Annotated in this window: 15 protein-coding genes; 5 read left to right on the forward strand and 10 right to left on the reverse strand. The window is 39.8% G+C overall.

What is annotated here, in order from left to right:
* Window positions 1–11 precede the first annotated feature (11 nt).
* The 4 genes from NMU02_RS02110 (at window position 12) to NMU02_RS02125 (ending at window position 6,195) form a co-directional block, all read left to right on the forward strand.
* Window positions 12–1,775, forward strand: coding sequence for a coiled-coil domain-containing protein (locus tag NMU02_RS02110; RefSeq protein WP_255025499.1), 1,764 nt, complete (start codon window positions 12–14; stop codon window positions 1,773–1,775).
* Window positions 1,776–1,899: 124 nt separating this feature from the next.
* Window positions 1,900–3,519 carry a hypothetical protein gene (locus NMU02_RS02115; RefSeq protein WP_255025500.1) on the forward strand — a complete coding sequence of 540 codons (1,620 nt, stop codon included), beginning with the start codon at window positions 1,900–1,902 and terminating at the stop codon, window positions 3,517–3,519.
* A 70-nt stretch (window positions 3,520–3,589) separates the two neighbouring features.
* Window positions 3,590–5,686: a DNA topoisomerase 3 gene (locus NMU02_RS02120; RefSeq protein ID WP_255025502.1), complete on the forward strand. Its 2,097-nt coding sequence runs from the start codon at window positions 3,590–3,592 to the stop codon at window positions 5,684–5,686.
* 8 nt (window positions 5,687–5,694) lie between these two features.
* Window positions 5,695–6,195: an NUDIX hydrolase gene (locus NMU02_RS02125; RefSeq protein WP_255025503.1), complete on the forward strand. Its 501-nt coding sequence runs from the start codon at window positions 5,695–5,697 to the stop codon at window positions 6,193–6,195.
* 93 nt (window positions 6,196–6,288) lie between these two features.
* On the opposite strand, the gene NMU02_RS02130 is transcribed toward NMU02_RS02125, so the two are convergent.
* Entirely contained in the window at window positions 6,289–6,546 is a 258-nt protein-coding gene (locus NMU02_RS02130) for a hypothetical protein (RefSeq protein ID WP_255025504.1), read from the reverse strand.
* 170 nt (window positions 6,547–6,716) lie between these two features.
* On the opposite strand from NMU02_RS02130, the gene NMU02_RS02135 reads away from it, so the two are divergent.
* Window positions 6,717–7,184 carry a helix-turn-helix domain-containing protein gene (locus NMU02_RS02135; protein ID WP_255025505.1) on the forward strand — a complete coding sequence of 156 codons (468 nt, stop codon included), beginning with the start codon at window positions 6,717–6,719 and terminating at the stop codon, window positions 7,182–7,184.
* 74 nt (window positions 7,185–7,258) lie between these two features.
* Here the strand turns inward: NMU02_RS02135 and NMU02_RS02140 are convergent, their stop codons facing one another.
* The 9 genes from NMU02_RS02140 to NMU02_RS02180 form a co-directional block, all read right to left on the reverse strand.
* Entirely contained in the window at window positions 7,259–10,048 is a 2,790-nt protein-coding gene (locus tag NMU02_RS02140; RefSeq protein ID WP_255025506.1) for a putative LPS assembly protein LptD, read from the reverse strand.
* Window positions 10,049–10,130: 82 nt separating this feature from the next.
* Window positions 10,131–10,670, reverse strand: a complete 540-nt coding sequence (locus NMU02_RS02145; RefSeq protein WP_255025508.1) for an HDIG domain-containing metalloprotein — start codon at window positions 10,668–10,670, stop codon at window positions 10,131–10,133.
* Between the two features lie 138 nt (window positions 10,671–10,808).
* Window positions 10,809–11,291, reverse strand: a complete 483-nt coding sequence (gene msrA, locus NMU02_RS02150; RefSeq protein ID WP_255025510.1) for a peptide-methionine (S)-S-oxide reductase MsrA — start codon at window positions 11,289–11,291, stop codon at window positions 10,809–10,811.
* A complete protein-coding gene (locus NMU02_RS02155; RefSeq protein WP_255025511.1) occupies window positions 11,288–11,659 on the reverse strand; it encodes a peptide-methionine (R)-S-oxide reductase in 372 nt (123 codons plus the stop codon). Before NMU02_RS02155 ends, msrA begins: the two co-directional genes overlap by 4 nt.
* A gap of 150 nt (window positions 11,660–11,809) precedes the next feature.
* Window positions 11,810–12,829 carry a branched-chain amino acid aminotransferase gene (locus NMU02_RS02160; RefSeq protein WP_255025512.1) on the reverse strand — a complete coding sequence of 340 codons (1,020 nt, stop codon included), beginning with the start codon at window positions 12,827–12,829 and terminating at the stop codon, window positions 11,810–11,812.
* A 124-nt stretch (window positions 12,830–12,953) separates the two neighbouring features.
* Window positions 12,954–13,805, reverse strand: coding sequence for an ion transporter (locus tag NMU02_RS02165; protein ID WP_255025514.1), 852 nt, complete (start codon window positions 13,803–13,805; stop codon window positions 12,954–12,956).
* Window positions 13,806–13,884: 79 nt separating this feature from the next.
* Entirely contained in the window at window positions 13,885–14,322 is a 438-nt protein-coding gene (locus NMU02_RS02170) for an RNA-binding S4 domain-containing protein (protein WP_255025516.1), read from the reverse strand.
* Window positions 14,323–14,329: 7 nt separating this feature from the next.
* Window positions 14,330–14,893, reverse strand: a complete 564-nt coding sequence (gene pth, locus NMU02_RS02175; RefSeq protein ID WP_255025517.1) for an aminoacyl-tRNA hydrolase — start codon at window positions 14,891–14,893, stop codon at window positions 14,330–14,332.
* A 10-nt stretch (window positions 14,894–14,903) separates the two neighbouring features.
* Window positions 14,904–15,494: a 50S ribosomal protein L25/general stress protein Ctc gene (locus NMU02_RS02180; RefSeq protein WP_255025518.1), complete on the reverse strand. Its 591-nt coding sequence runs from the start codon at window positions 15,492–15,494 to the stop codon at window positions 14,904–14,906.
* Window positions 15,495–15,545 lie beyond the last annotated feature (51 nt).

Here is a 15,545-nt window from a genome sequence, read left to right on the forward strand (position 1 = left end):
TAATATAGGGAATGAAATCAAAATTTTTCAAATCGATGCACGCTTTATGGAATGCTGATGCCAAAGCTCTGGATGAGGATGAAAATGTGGAAGTCAGAGAACCGGCAAGTCATAAACCGTTAGATGAAGAACGTACCAAAGAGTATGTTAACGCTTTATTAAATGAGCAAATCCCGGCCTCTATTCTCGATAAAATGTCGGAGATTATTAATAGTTCGGTCCCCGATTTTGTAAAACAGAGTATTGATAAGGAAGCGGAAAAGAGAAATATATACAATCATTTGTTAGAGCCTTTTATCGAATATATCCATTTTATTTATGAAAAATTACAGAAGGAGGGGGTAACAACCTGGCGTGAAGAGGAAATAAAACTGCGCAACGAGGTAAAGCTCATGACAGAAAAAGCGAAGGATGCGGTGGAGAAAAAAGATGAACTGCAAAGCCTTCAATTAAGTGCAGAACGTCAGAAGCGAGCGTTGAATGAGCGGATACATGAGTTGGAGATGAGGGTCGCTTCTTTTGAGGCTGAGAAAGAACAGATTGAAATGGAAAAGAATGCGTTGCTGAATAAACTTAAAGTGGCGGCAGTGCAAGATAAAGATACGCAAGACGAGTGTGATCGGTTGAGGGCTGAAATATCGGGATTAGAAGCTAAAATGGCTGAAATGTCGACCGATTTCAATAGCGAATGCTCTATAAAGGTCGATTCTCTTCAACAGGAGAATATTCAGTTGAAAGAACAAATTACCGTATTGCAGGAGAAAGAAAAAGACTGTGTAGCCGGGAAGGAAGCGATGGAAAATATGCAGCAGGAACATGCTGCACAAATGGTTGCTTTGCATCAGGATATTGAAAATGCTTTGCATGCCAAAGAAGAGCTTACGAAATTGTTGGCTGAAAAAGAGCAAGTGTCGCATCTGATCAGTGAATATCGATTGCGCATCGAGGAACTTACTTCGGCTTATGAAAAAGAACAGGCCGAAAGATTGGCCGAATCGGCTTCTCTTCATGAAGATTTGGATAATGCTCTTCGTGCAAAAGAAGAAGTAACCCGTTTGCATGCGGAGAAGGATCATTTGACGGCTGTATTGAATGATTATAAAAAACAATTAGCCGAGCTTCAACAATTAAGAGAAAAAGAATCGATAGAATCGTCATGTCGTCTCAATGAAATGCAGCAACAGATGGAGGCTCTTCGTAATGAGAAAATCGATTCTACTCCCCAGGAGATGGAATCTTTGAAAAAAACGGCTGAGGAAGCATGGCAGTATAATGAAAAATTGTTGGATAAAATCGACGCCATGAAAGTAGAGGCTGCAGAACGGGAAGATAGGTTGAAAACTGAAGAAGAACAGGTGAAACAATTGAAACTCGAATTACTTTCTGTCAATGAAATGCTTTCTGCGGTGATGAGCCGGCAGGGAAAAAAAGAAAATGAGCCCGAACAAGAAATATTGCAGCAGCAATTTCCCGAACCTGAGAGATATATTAAAAAAACAATACAAGGTGCGGAAAAATCTTCGGATGAAATAAAAAATGATAATAAAAAAACGTCCCCTTCAATTGATGAAGATTTTTCTTCGACGAGAGAACCTTCGGTTGTAGAAGAAGATATGCCCGAAGAACTGAACTGGCTCGTACCTACTCGGCCCGATACTCCTGAAATGATAGAAAAAAGGAAAGCCGAGAAACGGGCGAAGGAGGAGGCGGAGAGGGCTGCCGTCGAAGAAAAACCGGAAAACAAGCCCGATCCCTCACAAATGAGTCTTTGGTAAGAAACGTATTTCCCGTCGTACATTTATATTCGTAAAACACTCTCTTGCAATTTTAAGTTAATAGGTAACGAACTGCAAGGGGGTGTTTTTTGTTGTTAATAATTGAACACAAAATCTCCCTTATATGAAATGTACGTTATCGCTACTTATACTAATATCGAATGTTTTTTATGCTCTGTCTGCTGTCCCTCATATAATCAGATTTCCGCACTATGAAGCGAGAAGTTCGGGTATTGTTTCGGTCGATAGCATCGAAAAGCAAAACGGTTATATCAGGTTTTATCTCGAATGTCGTAACCTACCGGGAAAAGGTATGTTGATGAGTAGTAAAATGAAACTCACCGATGTAGGGGATACTTCGAAATATTGGTCGGTTGTGGATATGGATGGGGCCGATTTAGATCGTAGGTTTCAGTTTCCCGATTCGGGGAAGGTATATCTTACTGTCGATTTCCCTGCTCTTCCGGAAGGAGTCGGAGTGGTAAATCTTGTCGATGAGAATCTTGAAACACCCTTTCGTATCATTGGGATTTCTCTTAGCGGTGATACCGGGAGTGTGAGAAAACAAGATGATTTTAGCGCATGGCTGAGAAAAAGTGTTTCGTCTTCAAAAGATGAAGACATATATCGTTCGTCTTTTTTAAAAGGTTGGATAAAAGGATACCACCCGGCTTTACAATGGAATGAGGGGGAAATTTATTTTGACAATGTCATTACCAAACAAGATACCGTTATTAAAGTACCGATATCTCCTGATGGCCGTTTTGAAGTAGAATTGCCTCTTTGCTATCCTGTGCAGCAAACTATTTTTTTTCCATCGGGGTATGTGCATTTTTATCTCGAACCGGGTCGCACTGTGGGGGTTTCGGTTCCTTTAGAAGAACTTATAATCCCGGTCGGGGATATTGCGGATATCGATTTGTTGATGACCGGTGTAGAATATTACGGATCGTTGGCTGAGAAGAACCGGGGATTAAAGATACTCCGAAAATATTGTACGGAAAATACCCGGGAATATCTGAGGAATATGCAGAATATGACTTCTATTGAATACAGAGAACGACAAGATTCTTTGCTGTATCGTCGTAAAGCTGTGATAGATTCTTTGCGTCCGAATGCCCCGCTGAAGAAATTAATGGAGATGAATATTCGTTTCGATTGGGCGAGATCATTGCTCGATTATGAATTGTATTATCGCAACGAACACCCCCTGGATACGCTGCCGGTTTCGTGGTATGGTTTTTTGCATCAGCTACCGTTAGATGATCCTTTATCGTTATCGGCGGCCGGATATAAAATTTTTATCAACCGTTTGGAATATATTCCTCCTTTATTGAAAAGCCGAGTATTGAACGGCGGGGAAATATTAGAGGGTTTTTCCCGGATGAATATAAACCTTACACCTCAGGAAAAAGAACTGGTGGTTTTTTCCGCGATGGTCAGGTCGAGATCCGATATTGCCGGATTTCCCCGTTATTATGAGCGGTTGAAAGATTTTAATGCGAAATATGCGCAAGAACAAATTGAGATAAGTGAGGATATAAGGATACGAAAAATGTATGATATTTATACCGGTGTATTAGGTCTGGAACCTTCATTGGCATTCGAACTTTTGTTTACGCGGCAATTTGTTCCTCGTTTGCGCTATCTTAAAAGAAAGCTGACTCCTCGTGAATACGATTCATATACCCGATATATAAATTCGCCGCTGCTCTCGGAAATGATGGACGGATTGAATCGATAACTTATATTGTTACCTGATAGCATATACGAATAAAAATTAAATCTTATTTTTGCAGAAAGAAATAACAAAAATGAGAGTTTGCATTGCCGAGAAACCCAGTGTTGCTAAAGAAATTGCCGATATTGTAGGGGCTATGACCAGACGAGAGGGCTATTACGAAGGTAACGGCTACCAGGTAACCTGGACTTTCGGACATTTGTGTACACTGAAAGAACCCCATGAATATTCTCCTCAGTGGAAACAGTGGTCGTTGTGGACTTTGCCTATGATTCCTCCCCGTTTTGGCATTAAACTTATTTCGGATAAAGGAATAGAGAAGCAGTTTTCGATTATCGAAAAACTCATGAGTGAAGCCGATGCCGTAATAAATTGCGGTGATGCCGGTCAGGAAGGTGAGTTGATACAGCGTTGGGTGATGCAGAAAGCCGGATGTAAGTGCCCGGTGTACCGATTGTGGATATCTTCTTTAACTGAAGAATCGATACGGGAAGGATTCGAGAATTTGAAAAAACAGGAAGACTTCGATACTCTGTATCGAGCCGGTCTTTCCCGTGCGATAGGAGATTGGTTGCTGGGCATTAATGCGACAAGGTTATATACGATAAAATACGGACAAAACCGGCAGGTTTTGTCGATAGGTCGCGTACAGACACCTACGCTGGCTCTTATTGTAAACCGTCAGCTCGAAATAGAAAATTTTGTACCTCAACAATACTGGGAACTGAAAACCGTTTATCGGGATACCGTATTTTCGGTTACAAAGGGCCGTTTTCAGACGGTAGAAGAGGGGGAGTCTTTCTTAAAGGAAGTGGAAGGATCTCTTTTTGAAGTAACCGATGTTTCGAAAAAACAGGGAAAAGAATCCCCACCGCGACTGTTCGATCTTACGTCCTTACAAGTGGAATGTAACCGTAAATTTGCATTTTCGGCAGAAGATACCCTGAAATATATTCAGTCTCTTTATGAGAAAAAAGTTACGACTTATCCGCGTGTCGATACGACATTTTTGAGTGATGATATTTATCCGAAAGTTCCGGGTATATTGCAGTCATTAATCGCCTCTTCTGTGTATGAGCCGTTCGTTACCCGTTTGCGGAATAGTAAATTGCCGAAATCAAAAAAGGTTTTCGATAATTCTAAAGTTACCGACCATCATGCAATTATCCCCACTAACGTACGTCCCGTAAATCTTACCGATAATGAGAAACGGGTGTATGATCTTGTCGTTCGCCGTTTTATTGCCGCCTTTTATCCTGATTGTAAGGTTTCTACGACGACCGTGTTGGGAATGGCCGGTAAAGTGGAATTTAAAGCGACCGGTAAGCAAATATTGGAGCCAGGTTGGCGAATTGTTTTCAGTAAGGATATTGCCGACGGGGAGCCGAAAGAAAAAGAAGAAGAGGAAGAAAAAGTTTTACCCGATTTTAAAAAAAGCGAAAGTGGTCCTCACGAACCTTCATTAGCTGAGAAGTGGACACAGCCTCCTAAATTATATACCGAAGCTACTTTGCTTAGGGCTATGGAAACAGCCGGAAAGTTGGTAGATGACGATGAGTTGAGAGATGCGCTGAAAGAGAATGGTATCGGGCGCCCTTCTACCCGGGCTGCCATTATAGAAACACTTTTTAAAAGAAATTATATCCGTAAGGAACGAAAGAATCTTGTCGCTACACCTACGGGTATAGAATTGATAAAGATCATTCATGAAGAATTGCTTAAATCGGCAGAGTTGACCGGTATCTGGGAAAATAAGTTACGTAAAATAGAAAGGGACGAATACAGTGCTCATGATTTTTTGGAAGAACTTAAAGAAATGGTCGCTGAAGTAGTACGAGAGGTAATGCATGACCAGACCGTAAGATCGATTACGATACAAGGGAAATCTGTTGAAGTGCCGGAAAAAAAGAGTAGAAAAAAAACGGAGAAAAAGAAAACGGGAGAAAAAAATCCTGAAACAAAAGTCGTCTCCGATTCAGAAAAAAATGTTACGTTAAAGTGCCCGGTATGCGGTAAAGGTAATGTCTTGAAAGGAAAAACGGCGTATGGATGTTCCGAATGGAAATCGGGATGCGCTTTCCGTATTCCTTTTTCGGAAGGAAATGAAAATATGTCTTACAACGAACTGGCAAAGCTGATCGGGGAATATAAAACGCGGAATAAAAATTGAATTTAAAAATGCAGACAGAAGAGATTTTTCCACTTGTCGATGAGATTGGTAATGTGGTAGGAAAAGCATCCCGAAAAGAGTGCCATAGCGGGTCTAAACTTTTGCATCCGGTAGTACATCTACAATTATTTAATAGCAAAGGAGAGTTGTACCTGCAAAAACGATCGGAGAAAAAAGACATTCAACCGGGTAAATGGGATACGGCTGTCGGTGGCCATATAGATTATGGTGAAAGTGTAGAAGAGGCTTTGATGAGAGAGAGCCGGGAAGAACTCGGGATAGAAGGCTTTATTCCCGAATTATTATTCCGTTATATTTTCGAATCGGAGATTGAACGTGAAATGGTGAATACTTACCGTACGGTTTTTGATGGAAAAATCTGTCCTGACCAGGATGAAATCGTAAAAGGTAGGTATTGGAAAATAACAGAGATTGAGAATTATTTAGGAAAAGGTATATTTACACCGAATTTCGAAAATGAATTCCGGATGATGAAGAATATTTTGTAAAATCAGTTTCCCATTTGAAATTATGAGGAAAATGATCCGGAATAAAATCCGTTGCTATTTATTTGAGATTGGTTAATATGAAAAAACGAACCCTTAATTTTTAATGAGTTTGTTTTCTTTCTTTTTTTTCTTTTCATCGGCAACTAATCCTACGATATGTTGTATAAAAGAAACTTGTTCATAAGGAAGATTACGGGTAATCGTTTCAATCATGATCGTTATTTCCTCTAATGTAAAATTGGCGGCTCCGGTAATGGCGTGTGGCTGATTACATATAAAGAGTCCGTAATTTATATGTTGGGATTCGCATTTTTTTTGTAATGCTTGCAACAACTCTAAAATTTCCTTCATATTTTCTTGTTTTTGTATCTGTCATTTTGTTCAGTTTCTTTTATGACAACAGATATTATTGCCTTAAAAAGTCTCTGAAATTTCGTATATTGGTAATGCAAAACTAACAATTTAGTTCATTAGAAACGAACTGAAATAGCGGTATATTTATACTATAAAGGTTATTTAACATGAGTAAATCTAATCGTACCATTTACTGTGGAGATCGATTCCGGGAATTTTTAAAACGGAAGGGAATTACTTATAAAGAAGCGTCTGCCTATTTAAAGATAGACAAAAACACGATAGGAAAGGCTGTACGTGGAGGAAACCTGAATGTTAATGTCTTGTTGACGATCTGTAACGAGTATCATTTACCTATTGAAGACTTTTTTAAAAAGGTGTCTTTGGAAGGAAATGGCAGAGACTATGAAAATAGTTCGATAAAATATGAAGAAACTAATGAAACAACCTTTTTAGAGCTTACAGAGCGTTACGAAAAGTATAAATTATGTGAAAAATTCAATTCGACATTACAAAATATGTTTGTGTCAAAAGAAACCGAAATACAGCAATTAAGGGAATTGAACGCTCATTATAAAAATCGTATCGAGGTTCTCGAAAAAGCTTTATTTGAAAAAATCTCTTCTGTCGAATAAAAAATCTCTGAAACAATTTTAAGTATTATTTTTAGCAAGAAATGTCGTACTGGCCAATGATGGTGATATCTATTTTAGTACCATTTCAGGCGGTCATATGCACTACCGTGTTTATCGTATTTCAAGTCGCTTAATAGCGATGAATTTACACTGATGTGAAAATTGTACGATTTGTAAGGGCCAACAGGTATAAAGTCGGCACTCATGCTCCAACAATGCAGATTACGCCGGATACTGCAATTCATGTATGCGATTTTTTTCAAATTGAAGTCGTAGCTGGCCGAGAAATTAAACGACCAGTTTTTGGTAAGGTCTACGTTTCCTGAAAAGCTAAGATTCTGGGTTATTTTCCCGTTGTATTCCATCTTTTGTTTATTAAATGTTCCGTAACCGTAGTTAATAGAATAATTGATCGAAAGACTCCAGGGCACTTCCCATTTCATATAACCGTCGGCTCCGAACTGTTCTTCGCTGTTTTGTTCTTCATTCTGGTCTGCCCCTGTAGTGGGAGATGAATCTTGGTTATCGGTACTCATCGGTTTTTCTCCGGCTTGTGGAATTTCCCCTTTTTTATTATCCTTTTTTCTTTTAAACGTATTATTGTTGAGGGTATAGGAGAATGATGTTCCTGTACTTGACAAACGCCCTAACCCTTTTCCAGCCTTCCATCGGGGAATGTTTACTCTTACAGGTTGGCCTGCCGAATTGAGCTGGTAAGTATAGGTGTCGAATGTCGCGCTCATCTGCAGATTGAAATCTTTGGTGAGTTTTATTAAGATAGAAGTATTTATATTACTCCATTTCATCGAATCGGCTGCCATATTGTAGCTCATACTTGCCGTAAGGTTTTCGATTAGAGATATTTTTCTTATTCCGGTCGTATCCCGATCTGATTTTACTTTCATCTCGAGATTATTGGCCACGCTGAACGAAACAAGACCCTGCTTTCCTTGAGGTGCTGTACTGAACATTCCTTGCTGGAAAGGTGAATACAATACATCTTCTCGTATTCCTTGAGAATTTATTTTGGTATAGGTATCGTAAAAGCCGAAGCGGGGATCGCTGAAATCGGGGGCAGCTGTAAAAGATACGCTTGGGGTGAATACGTGACGGATTGTTTGTATCTTATCTCCCATAAAAGGAAGGGGTTGGTAAAAGCCGTATAGTTTCGTTTGTGCGGAGACGCTCAAACTGTAATTGTAAACATTATAAAATCCGTAAGTCGTATCCATTACTTCTGTCGATTTCGCCGGATCCCATTCCCGTAGGATTTTGTTGGTATACATGCGGTCGGTAAATTTAAAAGAAGGCGAAAGATTCAGGTATTTAAACAGATTGAAAGTGGCCGAAATAGGAATATCATGTTGCATCCCGTTCCGCCAGTCTTTTATAAGATTCGATTTCAAGAACAAGTTTTGTTTCGTTTCTATCGAGTTTCGGAATATACCGGTATAGTTCATGCTGATTTTTTCGTACCATCGTTCTTTTCCAACCGGATTCTTTCTCTTAAACGGATAAACTCGGCTCATATTCAGTGTAAAGTCGGGGAATGATACTGCCAGTGTAGAGTCGTTGCTTCTTTGCGTAATATTGGTAGTTGCCGAAATGCTGAATGGCGTGTTGGGAAAATTATAAGTCATATTTACCGTTGAACTTTTAGTATTTTCGGTAAATGTAGTAGGGTTATAATAGCTGTTCAAATTGTTTCGGTCATAACCGCTGGTCGTAAAATTTACACTGGCTGAAAATGACATATTTGGATTGGCTTTCGCATCCTGAGAATGATTCCACGTTAGACGGAAATTTTTTTGTTTCGAATAATCGGGCATTCCCTTATCGCCCAATATCGTTACCAGATAACCTATATTAAACGATCCGGAGTATTTGTATCGTTTTACATAATTTGATTGAGCGCCGAGCCCCCAAGAACCTTTCGTGTATATTTCACCGGTTAATGCCAGGTCTATATAATCGCTGATTGCAAAATAATACCCTCCGTCGCGCAAATAAAATCCACGATTCATTTCATCTCCGAAAGTAGGCATAATTATACCCGACGAGTATTTTTTGGTCATAGGGAAAAAACCGAAAGGTATGGCTAATGGTAATGGTACGTCTGCAAGAACCATATAAGCCGGCCCCGAAATGATATTTTTTTTCGGACGTATTTTTGCTTTGGTCAACTGAAGATAGAAGTGCGGGTGATCGTGGTTATCGCAAGTAGTATATTTCCCGTTCAGTGCAAAAAGATCGCCATCTTTCATTTTTTTTGTTTGTCCACCGGTAAAATAACCTTCTCCCTGTTGCGTAATTATATTTGTGATATAACCTTTTTGAGATTTAAAGTTATATTTCATCGTTTTCGATTCGTAAGTTCCGCTTTTGTCTTTAAAAACGGGGTTTCCTACAATTTCACCACTCGTGTCGGGTCGACCGATAGCATTGACGAGACTGCTGTCGAGGTTCATGCGTATTTCGTCAGCATCCAGTTCTATGTCTAAGTAATTTACTACGCCGTTTCCGTACATATAAGCAATGTTCCCGTTCATGAATACGATCGAATCTTGTGCTTTGTATTTTACGACATCGTCGAGTACATTCTTTTTAGATTTTACACTTGCAGTATCTGTTTTAAGAGAGTCGTTCGGGAGGGTATCGGATGAAGCCTTACCGGCATTTCCGGTAGAAAAGCTGTCTATTAGGGCTGTCAGCGAATCGTTATCGAGGCTGTCTGCCGGAAACAGAATGCCTGCATTAAAAGAGGCTGATGCCTCGGCCCGTTTGGGTTGGGCACTCAGGCTTACGATTAGCAGTGTGCAAACAGAAGCGATTATTGATATTAATGTCTTGTTTTTAGGCAACATTCATGAACCGTGTGGGTTATCGACCTGCAAAAATACATAATTTAGGCCAACTAATAATTGGTTATAGGCTATTTAATATATTTTAGAAAAGAAATACCTGACACCATGCTTCGAATCGTTGTACAGAGGCTTCTCCGTATTTTGCCATACTTTTGCGTATGCGGTCGATGCTTTTTTCTTTGAGAGGGTCGGATTTGGAATAGAATTTATCGGAAAAACAAATGATCTGTTCTTCGATGCTTACCGGAAGCATATCGCGATGGGGAATGGGCAGGTTTTGCCCTATGATTTCATTTAAGGAGAGTCCTGCTCCCGTATGACGTTCACAAACCAGTGCGTGCAAAGGAAGCCCTTCCTTTTTCAGTAATTCGCTTCCTAATGTTCCGTGGCATATATAGGGCCGGGAACCGTAACATTCTATGTCGGGAGCGTCGGTGAGGAATATTCCGATGTCGTGCAACATGGCAGCTTCGGCAATAAAATCCTGATCGGCTTCCAGTTCGGGATGGGCTTTAGCGATCGCAAGAGCTCGCTCTGTTACCAAGCGGCTGTGGTCGACTAATATATCGTATAACTTGCTCCCGGGGGTATAATATTTTTCGATTATTGTTAATGGGTTCATGTCCTGCTCTTTAATATGACTTGCAATGATACAAAATCTTTATTGAATATACCAGAGGTTGACAAACATTTTACCATTCCCTATTTTTTGTCAAAAAGTTTTCCTTGGTTTTGTAAGGTACCGGGGGAGCCAGTGTCGTTAAAATATTTTGTGATATTTATGGCAATAAGGTTCGGTTCCTTTATGTTCGTAATAGTCTTGATGATATTCTTCTGCCGGCCAGAATCTTTCGGCTTGTAACAGTTTTGTCGCCACTTTATAATCCATTGATTTTAGAATGTCGATTTGCTTTTCCGCAATTTCTTTTTCTTTGGGGTCGGACCAGAATATGACCGATTGATACTGCGGACCGATATCTGGTCCTTGTCCGTCGGTTTGTGTAAAATCATGAATTTCAAAAAAATATCGTACGAGTTTCTCGTAGCTTATTTTTTCAGAATTGTATTCTACTTCGATTGTTTCGTAATGACCTGTGATTTGAGTACACACATCTTTGTAAGACGGATTTTCTGTTTTACCGCCCATATAACCTACCGAGGTGTTTTCCACTCCTTTTAGTTTTGTAAAATAATATTCGGCTCCCCAGAAGCATCCTAAGGCAAACCATGCTTTTTTAATCATAGGTGATATTTTATTTCGATAAATCGTACAGCAGATAAATTAACGCTATATCTTTTTCCCTTTCTTGTACAGTGTTCATTAACAGAGAGATACCCTAATTCGTATGCACAATGTGTGCATACAATACGTTTATTGGGTTTATTTTTGTCGATTACCGGACTTACCGAGTTGGTGATCGTATCATCGAAAAATGGCCCTTTATTATCTGATTCGTATCTATCGGCCGAATGAAACAAAGGAGCTCCGCATTTTTTGCATACAAATATACCTACCTTATTAAAAAAACGATGATTTATACCGAATCTTTTTTCGATATCTTTATGAACAGAAGAGTGTTCTTCTTCAGATGCTGACGAATTGTAATCCATATTTACTGTATATCCCTTTAAAATAGCATAAAATATACCTCTTCATTATATATAAAATATATAAACAAAAAGTATGAATATTTGTTCGGATAAAAGTAATAAAAAAAGTTAATCCCGGATTGTTGTTTGCAATCCGGGATTCATTATGATTTATTCTACAATCGTTATCCAGCCGAAAGTATCGGTCTCGTCACCGTATTGTATGGCTCTGAGTTTGTTATAAAGTTTTTCGCAGATCACTCCCGGTTTTCCGTCTTTAGAAAAAACATAAGATTTATTGCGATCGAGATCATCTATTCTTTCGATCGGGCTGATGACTGCTGCTGTACCGCATGCGCCGGCTTCATCAAAAGTCTCCAGTTCTTCTTCGGGTACACGGCGTTGTTCGACTGTCATTCCCAAAGATTCGGCGATGGTCATAAGACTCTTATTGGTTATAGAGGGAAGGATAGAAGTAGATTTCGGTGTAATATAACTGTTGCCGCGGATTCCGAAAAAGTTGGCGGGACCGCATTCGTCTATGTATTTTTTTTCTTTAGCGTCGAGATAAAGTACGGCAGAATAACCCATTTCGTGGGCCTTTTCACCGGCAACAAGGCTGGCGGCATAATTACCGCCTACTTTAAAAGTACCTGTACCCAGAGGGGCAGCTCGGTCATATTGTCTCAATATGACCATGGGGGTAGGTTTAAAACCTTCTTTAAAATAAGGCCCTACGGGAGTAACGAAAATAATGAAGACATACTCTTTTGCCGGTTTTACTCCTACTTGTTCTCCTGTTCCGAAAAGGACCGGACGTATATATAATGAGGCTCCGCTCTCGTAGGGCGGTACAAAGCGTTCGTTCTTTTTAACGGCGGTTATAACTGCGTCTTTAAATTTTTCGAGAGATAGCTCGGGCATCATGATGCCCCGACAGGAACTTTGCAACCGTTTTGCATTTTCATCCAGTCTGAAAATTCTTATTTTTCCGTCTTTCCCGCGAAAGGCTTTCAATCCTTCAAAAGCTGCTTGTCCGTAATGAAGGCAGGTAGATGCGATGTGCATGGTTACGGTTTGCGAATCGGTGATTTCCATTTCTCCCCACGCATTGTTTTTGTAAGTGTAGCGTACATTATAGTCGGTTGGCATATAACCGAACGATAATGAAGACCAGTCGATAGTTTCCATTGTATTTTATATTAAGATAGATATTTTTAAATCGATATATTTCGGTATTGCAAAGTTACTTTTTTTTACTGTAAATCGTACTTTTTTCTTTAAAATATAATCTGAAAGGGAGGGGCGGGCAATTTCAGGTTTTCTGTTTATTTTTTGTATCGGGCAACGAAGCTCCGCATTGTTTACAGTATTTTGCGTCTTTGTCGTGCTCTTTGTTTCCGCAGTTATCGCATATTATGTTTTTTTTACGCAAAGGTCTGATCATTTCTGCGGTAAAAATACCGCTGGGTACAGCGATAATCGAATACCCCAGAAGCATTACCATAGAGGAAATAAGTTGTCCGGTGAATGTTATCGGGGTAATATCCCCGTATCCTACGGTCGTAATGGTAACGATCGCCCAATATATGCTCTCGGGAATATTGGAGAAAGAGGGGTTTACATTTCCTTCGACCATATACATGATCGAACCCAGAATGGTAACCATGATGATGATAAAATAAGAAAACAAAAGTATCTTACTGAAGCTTCGTTTCAGAGAGTCGGCCAAATGGTCGCTTTCTTTTACAAAATGGGATAATTTGAAGATACGGAATATCCTTAATAACCGTAATGACCTGACGATACTCAGATAACGGGTCGTACTGAAAAGTATTCCTAAAAAAGACGGTAGTATAGCAAGGAGGTCGATAATACCGTAAAATGAAAATATGTATTTTCTTTTGTTGGGGCTGCAATAAATGCGTAGGACATACTCGATCGTGAACAGGACGGTAATAATCCATTCCAGTATCCTGAACAGGTTGCGAAAATTTTGCAGACTCCTTACGCTTTCGAGCATTGCCAGAAGCACACTGAATACAATCGTAACAAGTAAGGCTATATCGAAGTTTTTTCCGGCAGGCGTGTCGGTTTTGAAAATGACGGTGTATAAAATCTTTTTCAATTCCGGTTTCGGAGGTAAAGACGGAAAATATATTTTCATATAGCCGGGTATTAAAAAAACACACACAAGGAGTAATTCCTTGTGTGTGATAACATTTTTAAACGAAATTTGTTCGATTTTATTCGTCTTCTCCGTCAAAATCGAAGTCGAAGTCGAAACCATCGTCATAAAATTCCTGTTCGGTAAATTTTTTCAATTCGCGACTGTCACGTTTGGTCGGGCGTCCTAATCCCTTGCTACGATTAACAAAACCGCTAATACGGCTTAATTCCAGTATCTCCAGTTGATCGGGTGAAGTTACGTTTTCGAGAAATCCGGGTACGAGTTTGGCACCCATTCTTTTTTCGGTAAGAGCCAATACTTTAAAAGAATAGGTCACAGGAGGTTTTCTTACTTGTATAATGTCTCCTGTTTTTATCATTCTCGAAGGTTTAACATTTGTACCCTGTAAAGAGACACGCCCTTTCTTACAGGCTTCGGCTGCAATCGTGCGGGTTTTGAAAATGCGGGTTGCCCACATCCATTTATCGATTCTTACTTCGTCTTCTTTTCCCATACGAAGGTTATTTATTATTATATTGGTTCATTGTGAGCTGTACTCCTGCCAGACAAAAACTTTTTATGATCTCTGCGGCTTTTTCCATTTTTTGTGGGAGTTCACATTCTTCTTCGGGAGAAAAATTGCTTAATACATATTCGATTTGCTGACCGCGTTGAAATTCGTTTCCAATACCGAATCTTAATCGTGCATATATGTTTGTTCCGAGTATTTGGCAAATGTGCTTCAGTCCGTTATGCCCTGCATCGCTTCCTTTGGGTTTCAGTCGTAACGTGCCGAACGGAAGAGCCAGATCATCTACGATGACTAACAGGTTTTCGACGAGGATGTGTTCTTTCTGAAGCCAATACCTGACAGCGTTTCCACTCAAATTCATATATGTCGATGGCTTGAGTAATACGAGGGTGCGACCTTTAATTTTAAGTTCACAGGTTGCGCCGTATCTACCGTCGGTAAAAACAAGATTGGACGCTTTAGCTAAAGCGTCCAATACTCTGAATCCTATGTTGTGCCGGGTATTTTCGTATTCGGAGCCGATATTCCCCAGCCCTACGATCAAATACTTCATTTAATTATGATTATTTACCGCTTTTTGCCTGAGCACCTCTGGCTGCTCTTGTCAGCTTAACTGCACAAACAACCGCATTTTTAGCATTCATGATTTCGAGACCTTCGAAGTGGAGTTCTCCTACCTGCATCGTTTTTCCGAGTCCCAGGTTATCGATGTTGATTACCAGTTTTTCGGGAATTTTGGTATAAAGAGCTTTAATTTTCAGTTTACGCATTTCGAGACTCAACTTACCACCGGCTTTTACACCTTCTGAGTGACCTTCGAGAGCTACCGGAACTTCCATTACGATGGGTTTCTGATCGTTGATTTCCAGAAAATCCATGTGAAGGATGTTGTCGTTTACCGGGTGGAACTGGATTTCTTTAACGATAGCCATCGTTTTTTTCTTACCTACGGTAAGTTCGATCGCATATATTTCAGGGGTATATACGAGTTTGCGTACGGCATCGTTAGAAACGGTAAAAGGTATATTTTCTGTACCTCCGTATAATACGGCAGGAATAAGATCTTCTTTACGCAAAGCTTTTATCGCTTTTTTCTGTTCGCTCGAACGTTCGGCGATCGTTCTCGGGGTACCTTCTAATTGGAATGTTTTCATTGTCGTTAAATTAATTGTGTTACTCAAAATTAGTCTTGCTTCCTAATTTCC

The sequence above is a fragment of the Coprobacter tertius genome (assembly GCF_024330105.1).
GTDB lineage: Bacteria > Bacteroidota > Bacteroidia > Bacteroidales > Coprobacteraceae > Coprobacter > Coprobacter tertius.

Bases quoted from the DNA above. Each gene is read 5' to 3' on its own strand.
- NMU02_RS02110 (WP_255025499.1), top strand. From the start codon at position 12: ATGAAATCAAAATTTTTCAAATCGATGCACGCTTTATGGAATGCTGAT.
- NMU02_RS02115 (WP_255025500.1), top strand. From the start codon at position 1,900: ATGAAATGTACGTTATCGCTACTTATACTAATATCGAATGTTTTTTAT.
- NMU02_RS02120 (WP_255025502.1), top strand. From the start codon at position 3,590: ATGAGAGTTTGCATTGCCGAGAAACCCAGTGTTGCTAAAGAAATTGCC.
- NMU02_RS02125 (WP_255025503.1), top strand. From the start codon at position 5,695: ATGCAGACAGAAGAGATTTTTCCACTTGTCGATGAGATTGGTAATGTG.
- NMU02_RS02130 (WP_255025504.1), bottom strand. From the start codon at position 6,546: ATGAAGGAAATTTTAGAGTTGTTGCAAGCATTACAAAAAAAATGCGAA.
- NMU02_RS02135 (WP_255025505.1), top strand. From the start codon at position 6,717: ATGAGTAAATCTAATCGTACCATTTACTGTGGAGATCGATTCCGGGAA.
- NMU02_RS02140 (WP_255025506.1), bottom strand. From the start codon at position 10,048: ATGTTGCCTAAAAACAAGACATTAATATCAATAATCGCTTCTGTTTGC.
- NMU02_RS02145 (WP_255025508.1), bottom strand. From the start codon at position 10,670: ATGAACCCATTAACAATAATCGAAAAATATTATACCCCCGGGAGCAAG.
- msrA (WP_255025510.1), bottom strand. From the start codon at position 11,291: ATGATTAAAAAAGCATGGTTTGCCTTAGGATGCTTCTGGGGAGCCGAA.
- NMU02_RS02155 (WP_255025511.1), bottom strand. From the start codon at position 11,659: ATGGATTACAATTCGTCAGCATCTGAAGAAGAACACTCTTCTGTTCAT.
- NMU02_RS02160 (WP_255025512.1), bottom strand. From the start codon at position 12,829: ATGGAAACTATCGACTGGTCTTCATTATCGTTCGGTTATATGCCAACC.
- NMU02_RS02165 (WP_255025514.1), bottom strand. From the start codon at position 13,805: ATGAAAATATATTTTCCGTCTTTACCTCCGAAACCGGAATTGAAAAAG.
- NMU02_RS02170 (WP_255025516.1), bottom strand. From the start codon at position 14,322: ATGGGAAAAGAAGACGAAGTAAGAATCGATAAATGGATGTGGGCAACC.
- pth (WP_255025517.1), bottom strand. From the start codon at position 14,893: ATGAAGTATTTGATCGTAGGGCTGGGGAATATCGGCTCCGAATACGAA.
- NMU02_RS02180 (WP_255025518.1), bottom strand. From the start codon at position 15,494: ATGAAAACATTCCAATTAGAAGGTACCCCGAGAACGATCGCCGAACGT.